Here is a 21550-nt window from a genome sequence, read left to right on the forward strand (position 1 = left end):
GGGAGCCGATTGTCGCCAACGACCCGTTACTGGGTGACGAGTACCAGTGCGAGGGTCAGAGTCCAGGCCAGTGCGGCGATCAGCGCGCCGATCGCCAGATCCCGCCCGTTCTGATCTTTCTTGTCGATGACCCACAGTGCCTGCGCGGCCAGCGGAACGCTGATCACCAGCAGCAAGGGCCCACCGAACATCGCCAGCGCCCAGGCAACCGCCGCGCGTCGATCCGCCCGCCGCGCAAAACGCATCAGCGGAGAGCCGGAAGCGGGAGATGGGTGGTCCGACGTGGTGGCGGGGGCAAGCTGCATAGCGATCATCCTTCGAGCACCGACTCCGAGCCACGGCGCAGCCCTCCCTCTGCGGTGCAACCGGGCAAAACGTACGCTACGTAGTAGCTGGAAGCAAATCAGGGTCATACGATCCGGTGGCTGAGAATCGTCGAGTCCTCGAACGACGAAGGCCGTCCGCGTCTTTCGATGCGGACGGCCTTCGCGGGACCGGGGGAATCAGCGGGCGAACAGCAGGGCGCGCTTGACTTCCTGGATGGCCTTGGTGACCTCGATGCCGCGGGGGCAGGCGTCGGTGCAGTTGAAGGTGGTGCGGCAGCGCCAGACGCCTTCGACGTCGTTGAGGATGTCGAGGCGTTCGCGGGCGCCTTCGTCGCGGCTGTCGAAGATGAAGCGGTGGGCGTTCACGATCGCGGCCGGGCCGAAGTAGCTGCCGTCGCTCCAATACACGGGGCAGGAGGTGGTGCAGCAGGCGCACAGGATGCACTTGGTGGTGTCGTCGAAGCGGGCGCGGTCGGTCTGGGACTGGATGCGCTCGCGGGTCGGCTCGTTACCCGAGGTGATCAGGTACGGCTTGACGGCACGGAAGGCGTCGAAGAACGGCTCCATGTCGACGACGAGGTCCTTCTCCACAGGCAGGCCGCGGATCGGCTCGACGGTCATGGTGAGGGTCTTGTCGCCCTTGGGCAACAGGTCCTTCATCAGCACCTTGCAGGCCAGCCGGTTCACCCCGTTGATCCGCATCGCGTCCGAACCGCACACACCGTGGGCGCAGGAGCGCCGGAAGGTGAGGGTGCCGTCCAGGTAGGACTTGATGTAGATCAGCACGTTGAGGAAGCGGTCGGTCGGCAGGACCGGCACCTGGAACGAATCCCAGTACGCGCCCTTGTCGTTCTCGGTGCTGAACCTGGCCACCTTCACGGTGACCATGACCGAGCCCTCGGGAACAGGCGCCGGCTTCTGCGTGGTTGGTTCGGCGACAGCAGTCATCAGTACTTACGCTCCATCGGCTCGTAGCGGGTCTGCACCACCGGCTTGAAGTCGAGGCGGATCTCGGAGATGAGCTCCGGCCCCTCCTTGTACGCCATGGTGTGCCGCATGAAGTTCGTGTCGTCACGATCCGGGTAGTCCTCGCGGGCGTGGCCACCACGCGATTCCTTGCGGTTGAGCGCGCCGACGACGGTGACCTCGGCCAGCTCGAGCAGGAAGCCCAGCTCGACGGCCTCGAGCAGGTCGCTGTTGTAGCGGCGGCCCTTGTCCTGCACCGTGATCCGGGTGTAGCGCTCCTTGAGCGCGTGGATATCGGTCAGGGCCTGCTTGAGGGTGTCCTCGGTGCGGAACACGGCGGCGTTCATGTCCATCGTGTACTGCAGTTCGGTGCGGATGTCGGCCACGCGCTCGTTGCCGTGGTCGGACAGGATCAGCGCCAGCCAGTCCTGCACCATCTGCGCCGGGTTCTCCGGCATCTCGACGAACTCGGTGCGCTGGGCGTACTCGGCGGCGGCGATACCGGCGCGGCGGCCGAACACGTTGATGTCGAGCAGCGAGTTGGTGCCGAGGCGGTTCGCGCCGTGCACGGACACACACGCGCACTCACCGGCGGCGTAGAGGCCGGGGACCACGTCGGTGTTGTTGCGCAGCACCTCGCCACGGATGCGGGTGGGGATACCGCCCATCACGTAGTGGCAGGTCGGCATGACCGGCACGAGCTCCTTGACCGGGTCCACACCCAGGTAGGTGCGCGCGAACTCGGTGATGTCGGGCAGCTTCTCCTCGAGTACGTCCTCGCCGAGGTGGGTCACGTCGATGTAGACGTAGTCCTTGTTCGGCCCGGCGCCACGGCCTTCCAGCACCTCGAGCACCATCGAGCGGGCGACGATATCGCGCGGCGCGAGGTCCTTGATGGTGGGGGCGTAGCGCTCCATGAAGCGCTCACCGGAGGCGTTGCGCAGGATGCCACCCTCGCCACGGACGGCCTCGGAGATGAGGATGCCCAGGCCCGCGAGGCCTGTCGGGTGGAACTGGTGGAACTCCATGTCCTCGAGCGGCAGGCCCTTGCGGAACACGATCGCCATGCCGTCACCGGTCAGCGTGTGCGCGTTCGAGGTGGTCTTGTACATGCGGCCGGAACCGCCGGTGGCGAACACGATCGACTTCGCGTGGAAGACGTGGATATCGCCGGTGGCCAGCTCGTAGGCGACGACGCCGGTGGCGACGGGACCGCGGTCGGTCTCGGTCATCACCAGGTCGAGCACGTAGAACTCGTTGTAGAACTCCACGTCGTGCTTGACGCAGTTCTGGTACAGGGTCTGCAGGATCATGTGACCGGTGCGGTCGGCCGCGTAGCAGGCGCGACGCACGGGCGCCTTGCCGTGGTCACGGGTGTGGCCACCGAAACGACGCTGGTCGATCTTGCCCTCGGGCGTGCGGTTGAACGGCAGGCCCATCTTCTCCAGGTCCATGACCGCGTCGATGGCCTCCTTGGCCATGATCTCCGCGGCGTCCTGGTCGACCAGGTAGTCACCACCCTTGACGGTGTCGAAGGTGTGCCATTCCCAGTTGTCTTCTTCGACGTTGGCCAGTGCGGCGCACATGCCGCCCTGGGCGGCACCGGTGTGGCTGCGGGTCGGGTACAGCTTGGTCAGCACCGCGGTCCTGGTGCGCGGACCGGCCTCGATCGCCGCGCGCATGCCCGCGCCACCGGCGCCGACGATGACCACGTCGTAGCGATGTTCCTGAATCGGACGGGATTCACTCATGCGAGGTGGCCTGTTCCTAACCGGTGTAGTTGGGGTCGATGCTGGGATCGAACGTGAAGATGACGTACGTGCCGACACTCACGACCAGGATCATCGAGACCACCAGAATGGTCTTGAGCCAGAACCGGGTGGAGTCCTTGCGGGAGTAGTCATCGATGATGGTCCGCAGACCGTTGCCACCGTGCAGCTGAGCCAGCCACAGCATGGTCAGATCCCAGAACTGCCAGAACGGGCTGGCCCAGCGACCGGCCACGAAGGCGAAGTTCAGGCGCTTCACGCCACCGTCGATCATCAGCATGATGAACATGTGGCCGAGGACCAACGCGATCAGCAGCAGGCCCGAGAAGCGCATGAACAGCCACGCGTACTTCTCGAAGTTGCCGTTGGACTTTGCCCGCGGCGAGCGGGGCGCGTCCAGGCTGGCGGGGCGGTCGTAGGACTTGCCCAGGACGGGCGCGGCGGGTGTCGTCATGATCAGTGCTCCGTCAGCAGGTAGAAGAACTGGCGGCCGACGCCGGCGGCGGAGACCAGAACCCAGATGGCCAACACGATCCACAGCATCTGCTTCTGGAAGCGCGGACCCTGCGACCAGAAGTCCACCAGGATCACCCGGACGCCGTTGAGTGCGTGGAAGAGCACCGCGACGACCAGGCCCATCTCCATGAGCGCCACGATCGGGCTCTTGTACACCTCGATGGTCTGGTTGTAGGTGTCCGGGTTGACCCGGACCAGTGCCGTGTCCAGCACGTGCACGAAGAGGAAGAAGAACAGCGTGACGCCGGTGATCCGGTGCAACGCCCACGACCACATGCCGGGGTCGCCGCGGTACAGGCTCTTCCGCTTCGGCTGGGCCGGAGCCGGAGCTTCTATCGTGGTCATAGAGTGCGGTGCCTCCAACGTCGTTGATGGACCCGGTCACAGATCCGACGCCGGCGTGCGTGGAGAGGCAAACGCCCAGGTGGCTGCACTGTGTCCGTGAACGCTGGCCCGCCGCCGGGAACCTGAACCGATCTTCGGCTGACTCTAATCGTCTCTGTTTCCCGGAACTAATTCGGCGTGCCGTGCGTTGCGGGCGAATCCGCTGAGTTAGGTTTACCTTTCTCGATGCCGGATACTGGTGCCGCGGCCACTTCGTCGAGGCGTTCGGCGGGATCGGCTGGAGGTTCGTGATGTCTGAAATCGACTGGAATACCTTGCATGACATGGCAATTCGTGTCATGCATGCTGCCTATGCCCCGTACTCGGGTTTCGGAGTCGGCGCGGCGGCTCTCACGGCGGATGGCCGAATTGTGAGCGGTTGCAATGTGGAAAATGTCTCATATGGGTTAACCCTGTGCGCCGAATGCGTACTCATCGGTAACTTATTCACCTCGGGTGGCGGCCGTCTCATCGCGGTCTCGGTGACCGATTCCCGTGGCGAAATTCTGATGCCGTGCGGACGCTGTCGGCAGCTGTTGTTCGAGCACGGCGGTGGCGAGTTGCTCGTCGACCACGCGGCGGGCCCGAAGCCGTTGCGCGAGCTGCTGCCGTTCGCCTTCGGCCCCGATGATCTGGCGGCCGGTCGGAGTTGAGCCGAACCCCGCGCCGAAGAGACCGGTTCTGCGCATGACGGGAACTCTACGGCCGGCCAGCCGGGAACTGCGGGCACCTGAGTCCAGGACGGTTGCCCGCTCGGCAACTGGCGCGCAGGCAGTGCTCACCAGGTGCGACACGCGGCGCGACGACCGCGAGCGCATGCGAGACTGGCGTCGTGACGGCACTCGACGCGGTATCGATCATCAGGGCCAAGCGTGACGGTGGGGAACTCACCGACGCCCAGATCGACTGGGTGGTAGACGGTTTCACCAGGGGGATCGTCGCCGACGAACAGATGTCCGCGCTGGCCATGGCGATTCTGTGGCGGGGCATGACCCGGCGCGAGACGGCCCGCTGGACCGCGGCGATGATCAGCTCCGGCAGCCGGATGGACTTCACCGACCTGCCACGCCCGACCGTCGACAAGCATTCGACCGGCGGCGTCGGTGACAAGATCACCCTGCCGCTGGCCCCGCTGGTGGCCGCCTGCGGCGCGGCGGTGCCGCAGCTGTCGGGCCGCGGCCTCGGCCACACCGGCGGCACGCTGGACAAGCTGGAGTCGATTCCGGGCTGGCAGGCCGATGTCGGCGTCGCGCGCATGCGGGAGATCCTGGCCGACCCGGCGATCGGCGCGGTGGTGTGCGCGGCGGGCGCCGATCTGGCGCCCGCCGACAAACGGCTCTACGCGCTGCGCGATGTCACCGGCACGGTCGAATCGATCCCGCTCATCGCCAGCTCCATCATGAGCAAGAAGATCGCCGAGGGCACCGCGGCGCTGGTGCTCGATGTGAAGGTGGGCACCGGTGCCTTCCTGAAGACCATCGACGGGGCAAGGGAGCTGGCCACGGCGATGGTCGAACTCGGTCGCGACGCCGGGGTGAACACCGTCGCGCTGCTCACCGCGATGGACACCCCGCTGGGCCGGACCGCTGGCAACGCGCTCGAGGTCGCCGAATCGGTGGAGGTCCTCGCCGGCGGCGGACCCGCCGACGTGGTGGAACTGACCCTCGCGCTGGCCCGCGAGATGGTCGCCCAGGCCGGCCTCGATGCCGATCCCGCCGAGGTGCTGGCTTCCGGCCGGGCCATGGACCACTGGCGCACCATGATCCAGGCCCAGGGCGGCGACCCGGACGCCGCGCTGCCGGTGGCCCGCCACACCGAGATCGTCCGCGCCGAGTCCGCCGGAGTTCTCACCCGGCTCGACGCGATGGCAGTGGGCATCGCGGCCTGGCAGCTCGGCGCCGGTCGCGCGCGCCAGGGCGACCCGGTCCAGGCGGGCGCGGGCATCGAGATGCACGCCAAGCCGGGCGACCGGGTGACCGCAGGCCAGCCGCTGCTCACTCTGCACACCGACACCCCGGACACCTTCGCCGCGGCGCTGGCCTCGCTCGCCGACTCCGTCTCCGTCGAACCGGACGCCGACGTGAAACCCGGCGTTCTGATCCTCGACCGGATCGGGTGATCCCGGCGGATTCTCCGGCATGCGGACACCCGGCACCCTGGCTACGGTGAACGCGGCGATGTCGAGGGAGGGCCGGATGGGGCGGAAAGACGCAGCGACCCGTGACCACGACGAGCGCACGGCAGCGGTAGCGCGCCGGCTCGCGCTGGTCGCCGGACTCGTCGACGTGGCGATCGCCGGGCTCGCGGTGAGCGACGCGGTGGACAAGCTGAACGAGGCCCCGCCGACGCAGGGCGCCGACTTCAGGTTCGTCACCTTCGTGATCTGGTCGGTGATCGCTGCCACCGCCGCGGCGATCGGCGTGCTGAACCTGATCGGCGCAGGCGCGATGTGGCGGCGCAAGCCGTTCGGACGCGTCCTGGTGATCATCGCGTCGACACTCGGAACGGTGGCGACGATCCTGTTCGGATACAACGTGCTGCTCATTGCCGCGGCGCTGCTCGTGCTGCACATCGCCGCACTCGTGGCCGCGGCGAGGCCGGGAACGCGCCGCGCGCTCCGAGCCGAACCCACGGTGTCCGAGCCGCCGTGGCCGAAGGTGTGAGGCTGGTGGCAAAGCGGCGAGCGAGACGCGGTGGCGGGTGCACTGCGCGTGACCCGCAATAGTCGGTTGCGGGTCGGATAATCAACGAGACGGTTGCCACCGCGCGAGTTCGCTGCCGGGAACCGCGCGCCCCGCTACCGTCGATACATGACTGGACCGGCGCCCCTAGACCTTGCTTCGATCCGACGCGCGCCCAAGGCGCTGCTGCACGACCACCTCGACGGTGGCTTGCGGCCCGCGACGGTGCTGGAACTCGCGGCCGACTGCGGCTACGACGAACTACCCGCCACCGACGCCGAGAGCTTGGCGACGTGGTTCCGCGACGCGGCCGACAGCGGCTCGCTGGAGCTCTACCTGGAAACCTTCGCCCACACCGTGGCCGTGATGCAGACCCCGGAGGGGCTGCGGCGGGTAGCCAGGGAATGCGCTATCGACCTCGCCGCCGACGGCGTGGTCTACGCCGAAGTGCGCTTCGCGCCTGAACAGCACCTGGAAAAGGGGCTGACCCTCGACGAGGTCGTCGAGCACACCATCGCGGGCTTCCGCGAAGGCGAGGCGATCGCGGCCGAGCAGGGGAACGCGATCCGGGTGACCTGCCTGCTGACCGCCATGCGGCACGCCGCCCGCTCGCGCGAGATCGCCGAGCTGACGGTGCGATTCCGCGACCGTGGCGTCGGCGGCTTCGACATCGCGGGTGCCGAGGCAGGCTACCCGCCCACCCGCCACCTCGACGCCTTCGAATACCTGCGAGCCAACCACGCCCACTTCACGATTCACGCGGGGGAGGCCTTCGGTCTGCCGTCGATCCACGAGGCGCTGGCGTTCTGTGGCTGCGACCGACTCGGGCACGGTGTGCGGATCACCGATGACATCCAGGTTCCCGGCGGGGTGATCGACGACGCCGAACTGGGGCTGGTGGCCAACTACGTGCGTGACATGCGCGTGCCGCTGGAACTGTGCCCGTCGTCGAACGTGCAGACCGGCGCGGTGCCCTCGCTGGACAAGCACCCGTTCGACCTGCTGGCCCGGCTGCGGTTCCGGGTCACCGTGAACACCGACAACCGGCTGATGAGCGACACCTCCATGAGCGAGGAGATGCGCAAACTGGTCGACACCTTCGGCTACGGCTGGAGCGATCTGGAACGGTTCACCATCAACGCGATGAAGTCGGCCTTCATCCCGTTCCCGGATCGGCTGAAGATCATCGACGAGGTGATCAAGCCGGGGTACGCGGTTCTGCTCGGCTGAGCACGCGAACAGGGGCGGCTCCGGTCCGGCGCCGCCCCTGTTCGGTCGAGCACTACTCCTGCGTGAGCCGCGCCTCGAACACGCGCTGCAGGTCGCGGAAGCTCTGTGCCTCCGCGCTGAACGGCGGGTTCGGTGCCATCCGGTTCGGGTCGGGGTTGAGCAGGTAGGAGACATACCAGCCGAGCGGTGTCGACGGTGCCAGCGCCTGTTCCACGCTGTCGTCGTCGGCGTAGTCGGCGGCGTCGCTGAACAGCTCGACCGCCAGATCGAGCTGGTCGACATCGACCGCCTCCGGGCCCTCGGCCAGATCGTCGACGAGGCCGGTGAGCACGTAGACGTTCTCGTCGGTCACCTCGACCTCGAGCGAACCGTCCACCGCCGCGGTCTGCACCTCGGCGAAGGTGGACACGCGAGCGAGCTCGTGCTCGTGATCGTCGGCCAGGTAGCGCGCCAGCGCGCGTTCGGAACCGAACACGGTGATGGTGCGGCCGTTGCCGAGGAAGATCGGCTCGTCGTCGAGGTAGCAGCGCAGCGTGTAGTGCTCGCCGTCGGAGGTGACGATCTTGACCGGGTCGATGCCGACCTCGTGCCAGAACGAGTCGTCCTCGTCCTCCTCGTCGTCCTCGTCGAGGTCGACACTCTCGAACTCTTCGTCCTCGTCGGCCGCGTCGTCGGCGTCGACGACGTTCTCCTCGGCGGCGAGCAGCTCGGCTTCGGCGACGGCGACCGCGGCGGCGTCGACCTCGGGCGTGGTGACGATGCCGTCGATCGCGTCGAGCACGTCGTCCCAGCCCTTGACGATCGCGGCACCGATCTGGTCCCACAGCTCCTCGCCGTCGCGGCCCGCGAAGGTGTTCACCCCGCTGGCCAGCGCGCCGAGCACCGGGTTGGCCCCGAAGAACTTGGTCACCACATCGAGCTCGCACACCTCGCCGACGTTGCGCACCATCGCCAGGGTGTCCTCGAGCTCGCCGACCACGTCGACATCGGGATCGCCCGCTGCCAGCTCGGGCACGGCGACCAGATCGAAGCTGAAGTTCTCCTCCGGCTCCAGCTCGGCGGCCGAGAGCCCGGCGATGATCGCCCAGCTCGGGTGGTCGACGAGATCGTTGTCGGAGTTGGTGCGGATGAACGCCGCCAGCTCCGCAACGGACTCGAATCCGTAGAGGTCGTCCTCGTGACCGAGGAACGCCTCCCACTCGTCGTCACCGTCGCGCCAGCGCGGTGCCCACAGGGTGACGAGATCGCCATCGGTCAGACCGAGCTCGATCGGGACGATGTCTCCAGAAGCCATGACGCGAAGCCTAGCGAGCTTCAGCCGCGCGCACTATCCGGCCCTTGTCCCGATTGTCCCGGCCCCTGCGCTGCCGGTGCGGTGAGTGATTCGTTCAGTGTCGCAATGATGTTGGAACGCGCCGTGCCCGCCGTCTCGGTGGCCTGCCTGCAGGCCTGCAGGATCAGCTGCGATGCCTCCGCGGGCGGCAGTGCCGTGATGCCCTCGTCCAGGGACAACGCGACCAGAGCGCCGTTGCTGTCGACCTCGGCGGTGACCAGCCCGTCCTCGGTGGTGAACCGCCCGTTGACCTGCTTCAACCCGTACAGCGCCGCCTCCAGCGCCTCGAGTTTCCCGGTGACCCCGGCGACCAGGGCATCCATTTCCGCGCTCACAGTGGCCTCATCCAACTGGTCTGGCCGGTGTCGGCATCGTCGATCCGGTCGAGTTCGTCGACCGCCTGGCGGCGGGTCGGCAGATTCATCCGATCGAGCAGGTGATCGGGGATCTGCGCCTGCTCGCTGTAGATCTCGCGCAGCCTGGCGGCGGCGGCGATGGTCGAGCGCCTGGTCAGCCGCAGGATCTCATCGGCGAGCGCCTGCGCGCCGTACTGGTATTCGCTGCGCTCGAACTTGATCGCGATCGGCAGGCCCATGCTGGTCGCGCGGACCGAGATGGTGCCGGACCGGTTGGTGCTGACCGCGGATTCCACATTGGGCACCTCGGGGATCGGCGTGCCGGTCATGCGGTAGGCCTGTAGAAGCCGTAGAACTCCATGCCACTGTTCTCCGTTCGGATGGAACTGATCGAGACCGGGTCACCGGCCTCGACGAGCTGGCCGTTGCCGACCACCATGGCGACGTGGCCGTCCCATACGGCCAGATCGCCGGGCATCAGGTCACCGGGGGAGACCTGAGGATGTCCGATGTGCTGTTCCTGCGCGAGCCGGGGCAATTCCACCCCGGCCTCGCCGTAGGCGTATTTGGTGAGCCCGCTGCAGTCGATGCCGGAACCCGGAGTGTTGCCGCCCCACACGTACGGCGTGCCGACCGCGCTGATGGCCGAGCGCACCGCCGTCGCGGCCTCCTCGTTGGGCGCTTCGACGGTGCTGCCGTCGGGCAGGGTGATCTTGACGCCGGTACCGGTCGACCCGGTGTCGGAGCCAGACGACGAACCTGTCGTGGTCGACGCGCCGGTGTCGGTGGTGCCGGTCGATGTCGACGTTGCGGCGCTCGCCGCGGTACTCATCAGGCTCGACACCCCGGACGACACCGCGCTCAGCACGGTGCTGCCACTGCCGGACAGCAGGCTCGACGCCGTCGAGGCGAGCGTGCTCGCGCCGGAGGTGACACCGGCCAGCGACGTGCTGGACGGGGCCGGAGTGAGCTCCTGGATGGCCGCGGTCTGCGTGCCGAGTTCGTCCTGCACACGTCCGACCACCCCGAGCCCCTGCCCGATGTGATCGATCGCCGAGGTCACCACCGCCGCGAGACCGGCGGGGGTCGCCAGCGTCGGGCTCAGCGCGGAGACGTCGGTGAGGAACGAGTTGACGATGGCGTCGAGATCCTTCTGTCCCGTCTCCACGTAGGCCGCGGCCTGATCGACGACGGTGGCCATCTCGTTGCCGTTGTCCGACAGGGTGGCCGAGGAAGTCTGCACGCGCAGCGCCTTGGAGGTGGTGGCGTCGACAGCCATACCGTCCCAGGCCTGGTTGACATTGTTGATGCCGGTGCGGCCCATCTCGTAGATCTGATCGAGATTGACCGAGGTCGAGCGCAATCCGTCGGAGGCGCCGCCGGTGCCCGCCACATTCAGCCCGAAGCTCGACAGCAGGTCGTAGAGCGGCTGGGCCAGCCCGCTGAGGTCGATCATGCGTCGGTCCCCAGTTCGCTCGCCGCGGCGGTGAGCGGGGCGGCGATGGCGGCATCGGTGTCGACCAGGGTGGTCGCCGCGCCTGCGGTGGCGGCGCCCATGCTCGCCATGACGGCCGAGAGTTGCGCGATCGCGGCCACGTGCCCGGCATGTGCGGCGGCGTAGGCCGAGACGAAATCCCCGCCGATCAGGCCCATGATCGGGCCGAGCACCGTGGGATCGGAGGCCACCGAACCGGCCGCCGCGGTCGCCAGGTCCGTGGCCATGACTTCGGCGGTCGCACTGTAGGCGATGATGCCGTCGGCATCGGCCGACATCTTTCTCGACATCGAACTTCCCCCAATCCTCGATTCCCGGGCAGAGTACGTCACTCACATGGTTCGACGCACCGAGGCCGCCTTCGGTTCCCTCGGCCCCGCGATTTTTTCCCCTGCGGCCGTACCCGGAGCGCGTGGTGACCCTATCGTTTTTTCATGCGCACCGATACCGTCGACCATCCGCTTGCCGCGACCCTGCTGAGCACCATGCGAGATGTCCGCACCGACAACGCCGCCTTCCGCACCGCACTGCGGGATCTGACCGGCATCCTCATGTACGAGGCGCTGCGCGACGCGCCGGTCACGCGGACCCCCATCGACACGCCGGTCGCGGTCACCGAAGGCATCCGGCTCGCCGCCCCGCCGCTGCTCGTTCCGGTGCTCCGGGCCGGTCTCGGGATGGTCTACGCGGCCGCCGATCTCGTGCCGCAAGCCAGGGTCGGCTTCGTCGGTATCGCCCGCGACGAGGACACCCACGAACCGGTGCCCTACCTGGAATCGCTGCCGACCGACCTCACCGGACTGCCCGTCTTCGTGCTCGACCCGATGCTGGCCACCGGTGGCTCCATGCGCCACACCCTGGAGTTGCTGGTCGCTCGCGGTGCCACCGACATCACCGCCGTCTGCGTCGTGTCTGCCCCCGAAGGCGTTGCCGCACTGGCAGATTCAGGTCTGCCCGTCCGCCTGGTCACCGCCGCGATCGACGAGCGGCTCAACGAGAACGCCTACATCGTTCCCGGTCTCGGCGACGCGGGCGACCGGCAATTCGGCCCGCGTTGACGCCGCGGCGGTGGCGAATCGAGTCGCGATCCATCACCGCGGCCCGGAGCCGAGCGATCGGCAATAGGCAGCGAGTTCGGCGAGGCGTTCGGTGGCCGCGGTGCGGGCTGCCCGCAGCCCGGCCGCATCGGTGACCGGGGCGAAGACCTCCAGGTAGCACTTGAGTTTCGGTTCGGTGCCCGAAGGCCGGATCACGATTCGGAAATCGTCGGCCTCGAAGATCAGCGCGTCGGTCCGCATCCGTCCGCGGACCAGCGCCTGGTCGGTGAATTTCACCGCGGTGCGCGCGATCTCGGCGGGCGGACGCGCGCGCAGTGTCGCGGCGAGCGCGACGGCGGCGGCCTGGTCGGGCAGGCGAAGCGAAACCTGGTCGCCCGCGTGCAGGCCGAATTCGATCGCGTAGGAATCCAACTCGTCGAGCAGGGTGCGATGTCGAGCCTTCAGCAGGGCCACCAGGTCGCAGGCCGCGACCGCGGCGGAGATGCCGTCCTTGTCCCGCACCGTGGCCGGGTCGACACAGTGCCCGATGGCTTCCTCGTAGGCGTAGACCAGCCCCTCGCCCGCCCTGGCCAGCCATTTGAAACCGGTCAGTGTCTCGGCGTAGCGGGCCGAACGCGCCGCGGCGAGCTTCGCGAGCAGCCGCGACGAGACGATGGTGGTGGCCACCAGTGGGTCGGCGGGAGCGGTGCGCAGGACATAGTCGGCCAGCAGCGCCCCGGTCTCGTCGCCGCGCAGCATCCGCCAGCCGTCCGGGCCGGGAACTCCGACAGCGCACCGGTCGGCGTCGGGGTCGAGCGCGATCGCCACGTCCGCGTCCACCCGATCGGCCAGTGCCAGCAGCAGATCGGTCGCGCCCGGCTCCTCCGGATTGGGGAAGGCGACCGTGGGGAAGTCGGGATCGGGGGCGAACTGCTCCTCGACCACGTGCACATCGGTGCAGCCCGCCGCGGCCAGCGCCCGCACGGCCAGTTCGCCGCCCACCCCGTGCAGCGGAGTCAGCGCGATCCGCACCGCGGCCCGCTCGCCCGGACCGCCGAGGACTCCCGGCAGCTGCGCCACCCTGCCCACGTACTGCTCGACGAGTTCGCCGCCCGACGGCGACACAGCCTGGCGCGCGACGGGTTCGGCGACGGCTTCGATGCACTTCTCGATCTCGGCGTCGGCGGGTGCGATCAGCTGGGAACCGCCGTCGAGGTACACCTTGTACCCGTTGTCGGTCGGCGGATTGTGCGAGGCCGTGATCTGCACCCCCGCCACCGCGCCGAGACGTTTGACCGCGAACGCCACCACCGGCGTCGGCACCGGCTCGGGCAGCAGCGTCACCGGGAAGCCCGCCGCGGCGAAGATCTCGGCGGTGGCCGTGGCGAACTCGGCGGAACCGTGCCTGGCGTCGCGCCCGACCACGACCGCGCCGCCACCGAGACACCGCTCGCGCAGCCAGGCCGCCACACCGGCGCCAGCGCGTGACACCGTGGTCACGTTCATCCCGTCCGGGCCATCGCGCAGCGGCCCGCGCAGGCCCGCGGTTCCGAAGCGCAGCATCTACACGCGCTCCAGGATGCCGCGCAGCAGCTTGCCGAGCCGGGGCGCGGCGGCCTGCCCCTCGGCGAGCACCTCCGCGTGCGACAGATGCTGCCCGGTGACGCCCGCCGCCAGATTGGTGACCAGCGAGATGCCGAGCACCCGTGCGCCCCGCGAGCGCGCCTCGATCGCCTCGAGCACCGTCGACATGCCGACCAGGTCGGCGCCGACGGTCGCCAGCATGCGGATCTCGGCCGGCGTCTCGTACTGCGGGCCGGTGAGGCCCGCGTAGACGCCCTCGGTCAGGCTCGGATCGAGTTCCTTGGCGACGGCCCGCAACGCCGGATCCCAGGCGTCGACCAGATCGACGAACCGGGCGCCCTCCAGCGGGGTACGCGCGGTGAGGTTGAGGTGATCGGCGATCAACACCGGCTCACCCACCCGCAGTCCCGGCCTGATGCCGCCCGCGGCATTGGTGAGCAGCACGATCTCGGCGCCCGCCGCGATCGCCGCCGTCACCGGGTGCACCACCTGCTGCGGTGTATAGCCCTCGTACAGGTGCTGGCGGCCCATCAGCAGCAGCGCGTGGCTCTCGCCCACCGGCACCGAGTGGATCATCCCGCCGTGGCCCTGGGCGCTCGGCTTGCCGAAGCCCGGTAGCTCCGGCATGGCGATCGACGCGTGCGGCGCGCCGATCTCGGACGCTGCCTGCTGCCACCCCGATCCCAGCACCACGGCCACGCGGTGACGCGGCACTCCCGTACGTTCGGCGATCGCCTCAGCGGCCTGTTCGGCAAGCATGGCACGCAGTCTAGAGGTGTCCCCGCCCCCTCGGCGCCCCACCGACCAGATCACCGCGGTCGCGGCCTGCCAGGTGATCAGCAGGCGACGGCGGCGCCGTTTTCCCCTCCAGCTCCCGTAATCGCCTGGCGATCTCGACGGCACGGTGGGGTGTACCCGTCGGTAGGGGGTGTGGAGCTGCGGTTTACTCTCTTCGCATGCCGTATTTGGAGCGCTCCGGTGACGTGTTCGTGCTGTACCTGGGTAACGAGGGGCAGACCGACAACGAGAACCGTTTCTCGCCCGACTGGATCGATGCCTTCCACGCCGCCCTGGACGAGGTCGAGGCGTCCGAGGGTGCCGCCGCGCTGGTCACCACGGCGACGGGCAAGTTCTACAGCAACGGTCTCGACACCGACTGGGTGTTCGGCAACCTGGACAAGATCCACGGCTACCTGGACCGGGTGCATACCCTCTACACGCGGCTGCTGACCTTCCCGATGCCCACCGTCGCCGCCGTCAACGGGCACGCGTTCGGCGCAGGCGCGATGCTGGCGACCGCGCACGACTTCCGTGTGATGCGCGGCGACCGCGGCTTCTGGTCGCTGCCGGAGGTGCACCTCGGCATGCCGTTCACCATCGGCATGAACGCGCTGCTGAAGGGCCGTCTCGCCAACCAGGTGTGCGTGCAGGCCATGACCACCGGGCACCGGTTCGCCGCCGACGAGGCGATCGCCGCAGGCATCGTCGACGCCAAGGCCGACGCCGAGGAGCTGCTGCCTGCCGCCGTCGCCCGCGCGGCCGCGCTCACCAGCCTGCGCAAGCCGATCACCCCGATCATCAAGTCCGCGCTACACGCCGAGACCCTCGCGGCGCTGGCCACCCCGGTCACCCCGGAGAACCTGCCGTTCGGTAGCTGACGCGCCGGAGTCGTCCCCTGATGCGAGACTGGGGGGTATGGCACTCTCGCGCACCGGCGAATTCCCGGCCACCGCCGCCGACACCGCGATCAGCGCGGCGGCGGCGGAGCTGGTCGGGCTCTCGCACGCGATCCACGCCGAACCCGAACTCGCCTTCGCCGAGACGCGTAGCGTCGCCAAGATCCTCGCGCCGCTGGCCGAGCGTGGTTTCGCGATCACCTCGGGGGTCGCGGGGCTGCCCACCGCCTTCCGTGCCGTCTACGGCAGCGGCCCGCTGACCGTCGGTCTCTGCGCCGAGTACGACGCGCTGCCCGAGATCGGGCACGCCTGCGGGCACAACATCATCGCCGCGTCAACGGTGGGCGCGGCCATCGGTCTCGCCGAGGTGGCCGATCAGCTCGGCCTCACCGTGGTGGTGCTCGGCACGCCCGCCGAGGAGAGCGGCGGCGGCAAGGTGCTCATGCTCGAGGCGGGTGCCTTCGACGACATCGCGATGGCGATGATGGTGCATCCAGGCCCGGCCGATATCGTCGCCGCGCGCTCGCTCGCGCTGGCCGACCTGGCCGTTACCTATCACGGCCGCGAAGCGCACGCCAGCGCGGCACCGGAACTCGGCCGCAACGCGGGCGACGCGGTGACGGTCACCCAGGTCGCCGTCGGTCTGTTGCGCCAGCATCTGCGGCCTGGTCAACAGCTGCACGGTATAGTGTCCGACGGCGGCGTAGCCCCCAATATCGTGCCAGGGCGGGCGGAACTGCTGTACTACCTGCGCGCGGCCGACTCCGCGTCACTCGACGACCTGATGCGCCGAGCGAAGGCGTGCTTCGAAGCGGGTGCCCTTGCGGCCGGCTGCACGCACGACATACGGACGCTCGCGCCCACCTATACCGAGCTCACGCCCGATCCGGAACTCATCGCTGCCTACCGCACGCAGATCACCGGACTCGGCAGGGTGCCGATCGCATCCGAGCTCGAGGTACTGCGACCGCTCGGAAGTACCGACATGGGCAACGTCACCAACGTCATCCCTGGTATCCACCCGGTCATCGGCATCGACGCCGGCGGCGCGGTGACCCATCAGCCGGATTTCGCCGCCGCCGCGGTGAACGCCTCGGCCGATCGGGCGGTACTCGACGGCGCTGTCGCGTTGGCGCGTACCGCTGTCGCGGTAGCACGCGATGAAGTACACAGGGACAGGTTGTTGCAACGGCTGGTCGAACGACAGGAGGACATTCGGTGAGCATTTCCGGCTATTCGGACACCGCGCGCGCAGGCGCCGAGCCGCTATCGATGGACGTGGACGTCCACGCGATGATGCGCGAGAACGCGGTATGTCCGACCATGCCGGACGCCGAGCGAATCGAGATGTCTGGAGCGGAGATCGTCGACGCGTGGCTCGCCGAGCACACCGCCGACCTGGTGCAGTGGCGCAGGCACATCCACGCAAACCCGGAGCTGTCGCGCGCGGAGTTCGCCACCACCGAGTTCGTGTCGGGCTGGCTCACCAAAGCGGGTCTGAGCTGGGAGGTGCTGCCCGGTGGCACCGGCCTGATCTGTGATCTCGGGCCCTCCGACGGGCCGCGGATCGCGCTGCGCGCCGACATGGACGCACTGCCGATGCAGGAGTTCACCGGCCTGAGCTTCGCGTCCACCGTGCCGGGCGTGTCGCACGCCTGCGGTCACGACGCGCACACCACCGTTCTGCTCGGTACCGCGCTGGCACTCGCCGAGGCCGAGGACCGGCTGCCGGTCGGGGTGCGGCTGGTGTTCCAGCCCGCCGAGGAGGTGATGCCGGGCGGCGCGCTCGACGTCGTCGCGGCCGGTGCCATGCGTGGCGTCGACCGGATCTTCGCGCTGCACTGCGATCCGCGGCTCGAGGTCGGCAAGGTCGGTATGCGCACCGGGGCGATCACCTCGGCGGCCGACACCGTCGAACTGGTTCTAGACTCGCCCGGCGGGCACACCTCCCGCCCGCACCTGACCAGCGACCTGGTCTATGCGATCGGCACCGTGATCACCGGGCTGCCCGGCTTGCTCAGCCGCCGCGTCGACCCGCGTACCAGCACTGTCATGGTGTGGGGCGCGGTGAGCGCGGGCAAGGCGCCCAACGCGATCCCGCAGACCGGCATGCTCACCGGCACCGTCCGCACCGGCGACCACGCCACCTGGCTGCTGCTCGAGCCGCTGGTCCGCGAGATCGTCGACAGCCTGCTCGCCCCCACCGGGGTGCGCTACCAGCTCAACTACAAGCGCGGCGTGCCACCGGTGGTCAACGACCCGACCTCGGCCCTGATGTTCGAGAACGCGGTCCTCGCCCTCGGCCCCGACGCGCTGGCCGACACCCCGCAATCCGGCGGCGGCGAGGACTTCTCCTGGTACCTGGAAGAAGCGCCGGGCGCGATGGGCCGCCTCGGCGTCTGGTCGGGCACGGGCGACCAGCTCGACCTCCACCAGCCGACTTTCGACATCGACGAAAGAGCACTGGCTGTCGGCGTTCGCACCCTGACCAACCTCATCCTCCAGGCGCCGGCGCCGGGAGAAGGCAAGTAGCTCGCCGCGGCGCGGCCAGGTCCGGGCGTTCGGCGATCTCCGGGCCTGCCGATCCCGGGCCCGACGCTGCCCGCTCGGCGGTCCGCGCCGGGCTCCGGCTCATCCACAACTGGCCTGATCGTGCAAACGACGCGCGCGAGTCAGCCTTCTGACGGGCGCCGCCGGATTGCCCGATTCGGCCCACCGCTACGGCGGTGGCCGGAGTCCGGCCACAAGGCGCGGGGATGCGGACGAGCTCAGGCTCCTGGCCCGACGTTCTTGCTGTTGCGGGTGCGCAGGGCGTGGACGTAGTCCTCTGGCGCGCCCGCCTTTTCGGCAGCGTCGGCGATCACGCCGATATACCGCGCCGAGGGCAGCCCGCCTTCGTAGGCGTCGAGAACATAGAGCCATGCCAGCCGGGATTCGCCCTGGGTACCGGTGACCCTGAGCCGGATCTTCTTGTGGATGCCGAAGTCCGAACCCTCCCAGCGGTCGAGGCGTTCCTCGTCTTCGGGGGAGACGTCGTAGAGCACGACGAACACCCGGGAGCCCGGATCCTCGACGACGGTGGCCAACGGCCCTTCCCAGCCGATGTCGTCACCGGCGAAGGTCAGGCGCCAACCTTCCAGCCACCCGGTCCCGGACATGGGCGAATGCGGGCAGCGTTCCAGCATCTGCGTCGAGTCCATGTTGGACCCGTAAGCGGCATAGATCGGCACCTGAGGAACTGTAGCCAATAACAGGTGCGGAGTTCCCGTCTCCCACCCAGATCGGCTGACGGTCACAGTCGTGGCGCGGTCGAACACGGGCGAACTTGTTCACCGATCCGACGCGATGCCGTCACAGCTCACCTGAAATGATGAACATCGACACCCAGGGTGAGTCTCACAAGGGCGAGCCCCGACGAGCCTTCGCGCCCCGAAAAGGGGGCCGCGACCCGCGGCGCCCGCGCCGCCGAACAACACAGGAGTGTGGCTGTGGCACGGATTGCGATCATCGGTGGCGGACCGGCGGGATACGAGGCGGCACTGGTGGCCGCCCAGCACGGGGCCTCGGTGACCCTGGTCGACGCCGACGGCATCGGCGGCGCGTGTGTGCTGTGGGATTGCGTGCCGTCCAAGACCTTCATCGCCTCGACCGGGTTGCGCACCGATCTGCGCCGAGCCCGCGATCTCGGCATCACCCTCGACGCCAGCCAGGCCCAGGTGCACCTGCCCGAGGTGAATGGCCGCGTGAAGGCCCTCGCCCTTGCCCAGTCCTCCGACATCAGGGCCAAACTGCAGGCCGCGGGTGTGCGGCTACTCGCGGGCCAGGGCGAATTGGTCGGGCCTGCCGCCGGTTTGGCGCACCGGGTGCGGGCCACGCTGGCCGACGGCAGCACCGAGGAGTTCGAGGCCGAGGTCGTGCTGATCGCCACCGGTGCCAGCCCGCGGGTGCTGCCGGGTGCCGAGCCCGACGGTGAGCGCATCCTGAACTGGCGTCAGCTCTACGACCTGGCCGAGCTGCCCGAGACGCTGGTAGTGGTCGGTTCCGGTGTCACCGGTGCCGAGTTCGTCTCCGCGTACACCGAGATGGGTGTCCGGGTGAAGCTGGTCTCCAGTCGCGACCGGGTGCTGCCCGGCGAGGACGCCGATGCCGCGCTGGTGCTGGAGGAGGCGCTGGCCGAGCGCGGGGTGGAACTGGTCAAGCACGCTCGGGCCGACGCGGTGGAGCGCACCGCCGACGGCATCGTGGTGAAGCTGTCGGATGGTCGCACCGTCTCCGGTTCGCACGCGCTGATGACCGTCGGGTCCACCCCGAACACCAAGAACCTCGGCCTGGACAAGGTGGGCATCGAACTCGACCGCGGTGGTTACCTGCGCGTCGACCGCGTCTCGCGCACGGCGGTGCCAGGCATCTACGCCGCCGGCGACTGCACCGGTCTGCTCCCACTGGCCTCGGTGGCCGCGATGCAGGGCCGGATCGCCATGTACCACGCGCTCGGCGAGGGCGTGAGCCCGATCCGGTTGAAGACGGTGGCCTCTGCGGTGTTCACCCGCCCGGAGATCGCGACGGTCGGGGTGAGCCAGACCGCCATCGACAACGGTGAGGTGCCCGCGCGCACGGTGATGCTGCCGCTGAACACCAATCCGCGCGCGAAGATGTCGGGCCTGCGTCGTGGTTTCGTGAAGATCTTCTGCCGCCCCGCCACCGGCGTGGTGATCGGCGGTGTCGTGGTGGCACCGATCGCCTCCGAGCTGATCCTGCCGATCGCGCTGGCGGTGCAGAACAACCTCACCGTCACCGACCTGGCGCAGACGTTCTCGGTGTACCCGTCGCTGACCGGTTCGGTCACCGAAGCCGGTCGTTTGCTGATGCGCCACGACGATCTGGACTGAGCCCGACCCGCGTGACTGTGAGGTGCGTCACGGCGGGTGTGGGTTTCGAATTGTCTTGTTCGGCAAGGGTCGTCGACAGGGTCCGCGAAACCTACTGCTGCGTTGCCTGTCTCGCGCTCATATGGTTGACTCACGGCCGAGGCGCGATCGGTCATGGTCGCGTGGTGGAGTAATGGGGGATTCCCTCCGGGAAAGGGATTGCGAAAAGTGAAGCATCGTAAGCCGAGTCGGGCGCAGCGAGCGATGGCAAGCACGTCGTTGCCCCTGGCGGCGGCGGCCGCAGTGGCAACTCTCCTCGCGGCTCCCGCGGGCGCGGTTCCCGGTGATCAGACGCCGACGACGCCTGCCACACCCGCTCCCGCGCAGCCGGGCACCAACGAGACCGAGGCGCCGGAGTCGCCGGCACAGGCGACGCCGGAGAACGCCGAACCGGGCGAGACCACGCCGACCCCCGCGCAGCCGGGCGTCACCACTCCGGCCCCCGGCGAGTCGACGCCGGTCCGGCCGACGCCGAGCCAGCCGGGTGTCACCACCCCGCGTGTCGCTCCGCTGCCGGTCCCCGGCCAGTCGGGCCAGGACGGCGAGGCGCAGTCGGCCGTGCAGCCCGATGAGGACGCGGAGCCGGACGAGGAGACCACTCCCGGCGAGTCGGAGACCACCCCCGGTCAGCAGGAGCAGACCCCCGGCACCCAGTCGCAGGGCCGACCCGCGCAGGCCCAGCCGAGCGCGCCGTCCGACGAGGGCGTCGAGGAAGGAGGCCCCGACCAGCTCGTCCAGACCCCGACCTGGGAGGCGCCGCACTTCGCCGACGCCCCGGCCGCGCCCATCGTCGAGATGGAGGGCCCGCACCAGGAGATCGGTGTCTCCGTCGACGGCGGCGGCGTGCTGCCCGGTGTGGTGAACACCCACCACTACAACAACGCCTCTGGCTACGTCGGCACCATCGGCTACCGCACGCCGGGTGGTTTCGGTGACGCCGGTGTCTCGGTGGAGTACATCGGCGAGAACTCGGTGAAGGTCACCACCTACAACGGTGGCGACGGCCGTCCCGACAACACCACGGTCACCGTGCTCGACACCACCCAGGCCAATCTGGCCAAGGCGGCGGTCGAGAACTGGATCAAGGCGCAGCCGGGCGGCGTGGCCGCGATGGAAGCGGCGGCGAAAGCTACACTGCCGGTGCCGGGGGAGCTGCTTCAGACCGCGAACGTCGCGGGCGTGACCGCGCAGTGGGGTGGCTCGCTCCAGTACTGACACGCAGTACGTCGTGTGGGGCGGCCGGGAACGGCCGCCCCACACGTGTGTCTG

General features: G+C 69.0%; 23 protein-coding genes. 10 read left to right on the top strand and 13 right to left on the bottom strand.

Annotated elements, in window-relative coordinates:
• Positions 1-26 precede the first annotated feature (26 nt).
• The 5 genes from ACFOW8_RS08625 to sdhC all read right to left on the bottom strand — a co-directional run bounded on the left by ACFOW8_RS08625 (position 27) and on the right by sdhC (position 3922).
• Positions 27-305, bottom strand: a complete 279-nt coding sequence (locus ACFOW8_RS08625) for a hypothetical protein (RefSeq protein ID WP_378547996.1) — start codon at positions 303-305, stop codon at positions 27-29.
• 198 nt (positions 306-503) lie between these two features.
• On the bottom strand, positions 504-1274 hold the full coding sequence (locus ACFOW8_RS08630) for a succinate dehydrogenase iron-sulfur subunit (RefSeq protein WP_378547999.1): 771 nt from the start codon (positions 1272-1274) through the stop codon (positions 504-506).
• Complete coding sequence (gene sdhA / locus ACFOW8_RS08635) at positions 1274-3043, bottom strand: succinate dehydrogenase flavoprotein subunit (RefSeq protein WP_378548002.1); 1770 nt, start codon at positions 3041-3043, stop codon at positions 1274-1276. Before sdhA ends, ACFOW8_RS08630 begins: the two co-directional genes overlap by 1 nt.
• A gap of 16 nt (positions 3044-3059) precedes the next feature.
• Positions 3060-3515 (bottom strand): succinate dehydrogenase hydrophobic membrane anchor subunit, encoded by a 456-nt coding sequence (locus ACFOW8_RS08640; protein WP_378548005.1) that lies wholly within the window; start codon positions 3513-3515, stop codon positions 3060-3062.
• A gap of 2 nt (positions 3516-3517) precedes the next feature.
• The gene (gene sdhC / locus ACFOW8_RS08645) at positions 3518-3922 is read right to left on the bottom strand and encodes a succinate dehydrogenase, cytochrome b556 subunit (protein WP_378548008.1); all 405 of its coding nucleotides are present in this window, start codon (positions 3920-3922) and stop codon (positions 3518-3520) included.
• Positions 3923-4212: 290 nt separating this feature from the next.
• Between sdhC and ACFOW8_RS08650 the strand changes: the two genes are divergently transcribed.
• The 4 genes from ACFOW8_RS08650 to ACFOW8_RS08665 all read left to right on the top strand — a co-directional run bounded on the left by ACFOW8_RS08650 (position 4213) and on the right by ACFOW8_RS08665 (position 7872).
• On the top strand, positions 4213-4614 hold the full coding sequence (locus ACFOW8_RS08650; protein WP_378548011.1) for a cytidine deaminase: 402 nt from the start codon (positions 4213-4215) through the stop codon (positions 4612-4614).
• 179 nt (positions 4615-4793) lie between these two features.
• Complete coding sequence (locus ACFOW8_RS08655) at positions 4794-6080, top strand: thymidine phosphorylase (RefSeq protein WP_378548014.1); 1287 nt, start codon at positions 4794-4796, stop codon at positions 6078-6080.
• Positions 6081-6099: 19 nt separating this feature from the next.
• Entirely contained in the window at positions 6100-6624 is a 525-nt protein-coding gene (locus ACFOW8_RS08660) for a hypothetical protein (RefSeq protein WP_378548017.1), read from the top strand.
• A 147-nt stretch (positions 6625-6771) separates the two neighbouring features.
• Entirely contained in the window at positions 6772-7872 is a 1101-nt protein-coding gene (locus ACFOW8_RS08665) for an adenosine deaminase (RefSeq protein WP_378548020.1), read from the top strand.
• A gap of 52 nt (positions 7873-7924) precedes the next feature.
• Here ACFOW8_RS08665 and ACFOW8_RS08670 read toward each other — a convergent pair whose 3' ends face one another.
• From ACFOW8_RS08670 to ACFOW8_RS08690, 5 genes are read right to left on the bottom strand one after another with little or no spacing between them, the layout of a single operon-like run.
• Positions 7925-9166: a primosomal protein gene (locus tag ACFOW8_RS08670; protein ID WP_378548023.1), complete on the bottom strand. Its 1242-nt coding sequence runs from the start codon at positions 9164-9166 to the stop codon at positions 7925-7927.
• Between the two features lie 20 nt (positions 9167-9186).
• On the bottom strand, positions 9187-9540 hold the full coding sequence (locus tag ACFOW8_RS08675) for a YbaB/EbfC family nucleoid-associated protein (protein WP_378548026.1): 354 nt from the start codon (positions 9538-9540) through the stop codon (positions 9187-9189).
• A complete protein-coding gene (locus ACFOW8_RS08680; RefSeq protein ID WP_110037008.1) occupies positions 9537-9890 on the bottom strand; it encodes a hypothetical protein in 354 nt (117 codons plus the stop codon). Before ACFOW8_RS08680 ends, ACFOW8_RS08675 begins: the two co-directional genes overlap by 4 nt.
• On the bottom strand, positions 9887-11017 hold the full coding sequence (locus tag ACFOW8_RS08685; protein WP_378548030.1) for a C40 family peptidase: 1131 nt from the start codon (positions 11015-11017) through the stop codon (positions 9887-9889). The genes ACFOW8_RS08680 and ACFOW8_RS08685 overlap by 4 nt, the downstream gene beginning before the upstream one ends.
• Positions 11014-11346 carry a hypothetical protein gene (locus tag ACFOW8_RS08690; RefSeq protein ID WP_378548033.1) on the bottom strand — a complete coding sequence of 111 codons (333 nt, stop codon included), beginning with the start codon at positions 11344-11346 and terminating at the stop codon, positions 11014-11016. The genes ACFOW8_RS08685 and ACFOW8_RS08690 overlap by 4 nt, the downstream gene beginning before the upstream one ends.
• 144 nt (positions 11347-11490) lie before the next feature.
• On the opposite strand from ACFOW8_RS08690, the gene upp reads away from it, so the two are divergent.
• Complete coding sequence (gene upp / locus ACFOW8_RS08695; protein WP_378548036.1) at positions 11491-12114, top strand: uracil phosphoribosyltransferase; 624 nt, start codon at positions 11491-11493, stop codon at positions 12112-12114.
• Between the two features lie 33 nt (positions 12115-12147).
• Here upp and ACFOW8_RS08700 read toward each other — a convergent pair whose 3' ends face one another.
• Both ACFOW8_RS08700 and ACFOW8_RS08705 read right to left on the bottom strand, forming a co-directional pair.
• On the bottom strand, positions 12148-13656 hold the full coding sequence (locus ACFOW8_RS08700) for a phospho-sugar mutase (RefSeq protein WP_378548038.1): 1509 nt from the start codon (positions 13654-13656) through the stop codon (positions 12148-12150).
• Positions 13657-14436, bottom strand: a complete 780-nt coding sequence (locus tag ACFOW8_RS08705) for a purine-nucleoside phosphorylase (protein ID WP_378548041.1) — start codon at positions 14434-14436, stop codon at positions 13657-13659. It abuts the gene before it with no gap.
• A gap of 197 nt (positions 14437-14633) precedes the next feature.
• Here ACFOW8_RS08705 and ACFOW8_RS08710 point away from each other — a divergent pair, with 197 nt between their 5' ends.
• The 3 genes from ACFOW8_RS08710 (at position 14634) to ACFOW8_RS08720 (ending at position 17885) form a co-directional block, all read left to right on the top strand.
• The gene (locus ACFOW8_RS08710) at positions 14634-15335 is read left to right on the top strand and encodes an enoyl-CoA hydratase-related protein (RefSeq protein WP_378548044.1); all 702 of its coding nucleotides are present in this window, start codon (positions 14634-14636) and stop codon (positions 15333-15335) included.
• Positions 15336-15372: 37 nt separating this feature from the next.
• Entirely contained in the window at positions 15373-16575 is a 1203-nt protein-coding gene (locus ACFOW8_RS08715; protein WP_378548046.1) for a M20 family metallopeptidase, read from the top strand.
• 125 nt (positions 16576-16700) lie between these two features.
• Positions 16701-17885: a M20 family metallopeptidase gene (locus tag ACFOW8_RS08720; RefSeq protein WP_378548580.1), complete on the top strand. Its 1185-nt coding sequence runs from the start codon at positions 16701-16703 to the stop codon at positions 17883-17885.
• A 236-nt stretch (positions 17886-18121) separates the two neighbouring features.
• On the opposite strand, the gene ACFOW8_RS08725 is transcribed toward ACFOW8_RS08720, so the two are convergent.
• Entirely contained in the window at positions 18122-18583 is a 462-nt protein-coding gene (locus tag ACFOW8_RS08725) for a gamma-glutamylcyclotransferase (RefSeq protein WP_189030880.1), read from the bottom strand.
• Between the two features lie 258 nt (positions 18584-18841).
• Here ACFOW8_RS08725 and ACFOW8_RS08730 point away from each other — a divergent pair, with 258 nt between their 5' ends.
• Positions 18842-20242, top strand: a complete 1401-nt coding sequence (locus ACFOW8_RS08730; protein WP_378548050.1) for an NAD(P)H-quinone dehydrogenase — start codon at positions 18842-18844, stop codon at positions 20240-20242.
• Between the two features lie 282 nt (positions 20243-20524).
• On the top strand, positions 20525-21496 hold the full coding sequence (locus tag ACFOW8_RS08735; RefSeq protein WP_378548052.1) for a hypothetical protein: 972 nt from the start codon (positions 20525-20527) through the stop codon (positions 21494-21496).
• Positions 21497-21550: the final 54 nt, after the last annotated feature.

The organism is Nocardia rhizosphaerae, assembly GCF_042650365.1.
GTDB lineage: Bacteria > Actinomycetota > Actinomycetes > Mycobacteriales > Mycobacteriaceae > Nocardia > Nocardia rhizosphaerae.

Coding starts and splice junctions, on each gene's coding strand:
- ACFOW8_RS08625 (WP_378547996.1), bottom strand. CDS start 305: ATGCAGCTTGCCCCCGCCACCACGTCGGACCACCCATCTCCCGCTTCC.
- ACFOW8_RS08630 (WP_378547999.1), bottom strand. CDS start 1,274: ATGACTGCTGTCGCCGAACCAACCACGCAGAAGCCGGCGCCTGTTCCC.
- sdhA (WP_378548002.1), bottom strand. CDS start 3,043: ATGAGTGAATCCCGTCCGATTCAGGAACATCGCTACGACGTGGTCATC.
- ACFOW8_RS08640 (WP_378548005.1), bottom strand. CDS start 3,515: ATGACGACACCCGCCGCGCCCGTCCTGGGCAAGTCCTACGACCGCCCC.
- sdhC (WP_378548008.1), bottom strand. CDS start 3,922: ATGACCACGATAGAAGCTCCGGCTCCGGCCCAGCCGAAGCGGAAGAGC.
- ACFOW8_RS08650 (WP_378548011.1), top strand. CDS start 4,213: ATGTCTGAAATCGACTGGAATACCTTGCATGACATGGCAATTCGTGTC.
- ACFOW8_RS08660 (WP_378548017.1), top strand. CDS start 6,100: ATGCGGACACCCGGCACCCTGGCTACGGTGAACGCGGCGATGTCGAGG.
- ACFOW8_RS08665 (WP_378548020.1), top strand. CDS start 6,772: ATGACTGGACCGGCGCCCCTAGACCTTGCTTCGATCCGACGCGCGCCC.
- ACFOW8_RS08670 (WP_378548023.1), bottom strand. CDS start 9,166: ATGGCTTCTGGAGACATCGTCCCGATCGAGCTCGGTCTGACCGATGGC.
- ACFOW8_RS08680 (WP_110037008.1), bottom strand. CDS start 9,890: ATGACCGGCACGCCGATCCCCGAGGTGCCCAATGTGGAATCCGCGGTC.
- ACFOW8_RS08685 (WP_378548030.1), bottom strand. CDS start 11,017: ATGATCGACCTCAGCGGGCTGGCCCAGCCGCTCTACGACCTGCTGTCG.
- ACFOW8_RS08690 (WP_378548033.1), bottom strand. CDS start 11,346: ATGTCGAGAAAGATGTCGGCCGATGCCGACGGCATCATCGCCTACAGT.
- upp (WP_378548036.1), top strand. CDS start 11,491: ATGCGCACCGATACCGTCGACCATCCGCTTGCCGCGACCCTGCTGAGC.
- ACFOW8_RS08700 (WP_378548038.1), bottom strand. CDS start 13,656: ATGCTGCGCTTCGGAACCGCGGGCCTGCGCGGGCCGCTGCGCGATGGC.
- ACFOW8_RS08705 (WP_378548041.1), bottom strand. CDS start 14,436: ATGCTTGCCGAACAGGCCGCTGAGGCGATCGCCGAACGTACGGGAGTG.
- ACFOW8_RS08710 (WP_378548044.1), top strand. CDS start 14,634: ATGCCGTATTTGGAGCGCTCCGGTGACGTGTTCGTGCTGTACCTGGGT.
- ACFOW8_RS08715 (WP_378548046.1), top strand. CDS start 15,373: ATGGCACTCTCGCGCACCGGCGAATTCCCGGCCACCGCCGCCGACACC.
- ACFOW8_RS08720 (WP_378548580.1), top strand. CDS start 16,701: ATGTCTGGAGCGGAGATCGTCGACGCGTGGCTCGCCGAGCACACCGCC.